We start from the raw sequence: 3,375 nt of genomic DNA, 5'->3' as shown, positions 1-3,375 counted from the left end.
TAATTTCTTTTTGTCTTTCTCTTACTTTATTTCTTATTCACTACTTAGATTAATTAAGCGGAAAACTCTTTTTTCTTTATTCTTCCACTAAATTTTTCAGAAATTGCAATTAACGAACTAGACTTACCGAAGTTCCCCGACCCTGAGTCCCAACGGGACGTTAGGGACTGGCATGTAGCTTGCGTAAGCAAGGCGAATGCCAGAAGGGGAATTTGCCGGAGGCCGAGCGAGGCCTTGTGCCGAAGCGTAGCGGTAAGTCGCTGTTATACGGCGTTGGCTTTATTTAACAGATTTTATTTTTTCCCTTAAAGAAAGGAATTTTTCTGTCCCGCTTTTTTCTAGTTTAATTCTAGGAGTTTTTGAATAAATTTCAATTTGAGGTGCTATAACTATAATATTTCCGTCCAAGAAAAATGTCCTTTTTTCTATTTTCATTTTTAGACTGGTGGGGATTTTTTTTTCAAATTCGAACATTGGAACTTTTGCTGTTGTAGCCTTGTTGTTAAATTCTTCTAATAATTCTGAAGGTAAATGTTTGGATGCGAATTCCGATATGTTTAACGTTTTATCAAAACTGTTCATTTCACTTGCTAGTGCAAGGGACAAATTAATTGACTCCTGAGGTTTTAGCCTTCCTTTAATTGCGAATTCACTTATATAGTTGTAAAACTTTTTAGTGTTACTCTCGGGGTCTTCCGCCATTTTGCATTTTAAAAAATTTGTTAGCCAGAAAGTTGCAATTTCTCCTTTTTGAATCTGATCATCCATTGCCTTTTTGCTTAGAATATTATGACCATCGAATTCAAAATAACCCATTTTGAAGACTTTAGTTTTTTCAGTGAGTAGAATATTTTCAATATTTCTTAAATTGAAAGATTTACTTTTTGGATCAAATAATGCTTCACTTCCCTGTATTCCTTCTAATTTTAATAGACAGACATAATCTCGATCGTTATCGTTTTTTCCTTTAATGACTATTAGAAACCCATCTGAAATACTTTTTTTAGATTGTGCCTCGTAGAGATAAGTTCCTAATTCTTGTGAGTATTCGATGAATTTTTCTTTTTGGGCACCTCTAAGCTGCCTGATTAATAATCCGATTTTATCTTGTTTGTTTGCGATAAATTCTATATCATAACATTTTTTTTTGATTAAAGAATCGTCGATTTTATCGACCCAAAAACTAGTGTTAAAGGTTGATGGATAATTTTCTGACAATTGTAATTTTCTAGAAGAATCATTTGTAGGAACCCAATGTGCAATTACTCGATCAATTTTCATATATTACCTATTTCTAATTTAATTGCTAGCCAATGCCGTATAACGAACTAGACTTACCGAAGTTCCCCGACCCTGAGTCCCGGAACGGGACGTTAGGGACTGGCATGTAGCTTGCGAACGCAAGGCGAATGCCAGAAGGGGAATTTGCCGTAGGCCGAGCGAGGGCGAAGTCCCGAAGCGAAGCGGTAAGTTGCTGTTATACGACGTGCCTAATTAATAGATTGTAAATTCGAATCCTTCATCACTTTCTTTCGAAATTCTTAAAATTTTTCCATTGGTCATTTTATATGTATAGTTCCATGGAGAGTTGAAATTGATTTTTGTTGAAATTTCACAAGGGAAAAAATTTTGAAATTTTTTATATTCATATAATTTCGAAGACTTTGAATCAATATATATTCTGTATAGTCCATTATCCCCAAAAGTCCAGGTAGAATCATCTATAAAGTAAAAAATGGGGATATATATCTTGTTGTTTTCGTCAACAAGTAGTTTGGATACTTTATTTACTGTTTCAGTCTTATTTAAAATTCTTTCCTTTGGAAATTCGATTTTGTCAAGTTTTTCGAATTCTTGTTTAATGGAATTTACTTGATCTTCAGTTATGCCAAATATATTGTATTGGTTTTTGTGAAATATCATTAATTCTTTATCTAAATTTATGAAAAAGTCAGTTAATTCTGATAATTCATTTATGATTTCTTGAATACCTTCTTCCTTACTAATTGTAACTGCTTTTTCCCACCAATAATCATGAGCTATTCTATTCCTTTCTTTTAAAGCTAATTCTAGTTTAATGATGGTATCAGAATTTATCTTAGTTTTGGTATTTTTTAAATTCGTAAGTAGGTTACCGAAAGTTTTGTTTTGAACAATATCAATTTCATAACTTAGTTGGTTAGATGTAGTTTTTCTATTTGATGCTTCTACACCTACTATAATTAAAGAAAGTGTTTTTTCTACACATTGGATATGATACATACATAGACCATATCTTGCGAATGCTTCTCTTCGTTGATATTGGTGAAAATTTAGATCATCGTTCATATTTTAGGCATGTCGTATAACGAACTAGACTTACCGAAGTTCCCCGACCCTGAGTCCCAACGGGACGTTAGGGACTGGCATGTAGCTTGCGCAAGCAAGGCGAATGCCAGAAGGGGAATTTGCCGGAGGCCGAGCGAGGCCTTGTGCCGAAGCGTAGCGGTAAGTCGCTGTTATACGAAGTTGCGGTTATTCAATTTGAAATGCCTGATAATGAGGATATTTTCTAATTTCATTGTATGTAGTATAGTATTTTGATCCATTCACTTTTAAGATGAACCTTTTATTTTTCTCCATTTTGTATTCATTGTGGAAAGTTAGAAAAACCATGGTGCTTCTAATATTAAATATATATTCATATTCATTTATTTTGAACAAAACTTTCATGAAGTGAAAATCTTTGTGTATTTCAAAACACAAATCTAGAAATTCTTCTGGTTTTTGTGTACTTTTAAGAAATAAATTTGCGTTTTTGAAATTGAAACTACTTGTTCTAGTGTAAATGACACTTTTGCAGAAATTATAAATAATTTTATCTGAATTAATTCTTTCATTAATTATGTTTTTGTCTGCAAAAAGATATAAATTATCAGAGATATGTCCTATATATGTATTCTCAATTTCACCGATAATTTGAATTTTTTGATCAACTAAAGTGGTGCAATCATCTTCATTAAGTTTATATCCTGGGATAAGATTATGAAAATAATACCATTGGTCGCATGCGAAAGTCACTTCGAAAATTTGTTCTTTTGAATTATAAATTTTGGGATTAAAATATATTTGAAATTGTTTTATAGATTTATATCTTACATTTCCACAATTTGATAAAAAAAAGACAAAGTATATAAGAAATATTAGCTTAATTGACTTTATAATTAAATACATTTTTTAAAAATTTGTATGGAAATGATTTTTAGCAATTTCGTATAACGAACTAGGGGAGACGACGTTTCCCGACCCTGAGTCCCGGCGGGACGTTAGGGACTGGCACGGAGTTTGCGGATGCAAACGAGTGACAGAAGGGAAATGTGGCGCAGCCCAAGCGAG

Annotated in this window: 2 protein-coding genes; both read right to left on the bottom strand. The window is 32.8% G+C overall.

The features are described from left to right. Positions 1-279 precede the first annotated feature (279 nt). Complete coding sequence (locus JWG41_RS00030) at positions 280-1,281, bottom strand: nucleoid-associated protein (RefSeq protein ID WP_205267928.1); 1,002 nt, start codon at positions 1,279-1,281, stop codon at positions 280-282. A gap of 213 nt (positions 1,282-1,494) precedes the next feature. Next, positions 1,495-2,262, bottom strand: a complete 768-nt coding sequence (locus JWG41_RS00025; protein ID WP_205267927.1) for a hypothetical protein — start codon at positions 2,260-2,262, stop codon at positions 1,495-1,497. Positions 2,263-3,375 lie beyond the last annotated feature (1,113 nt).

This window comes from Leptospira chreensis (assembly GCF_016919165.1).
Taxonomy (GTDB): Bacteria; Spirochaetota; Leptospiria; order Leptospirales; family Leptospiraceae; genus Leptospira_A; species Leptospira_A chreensis.
This window is presented reverse-complemented; position numbering and strand designations above follow the sequence as displayed.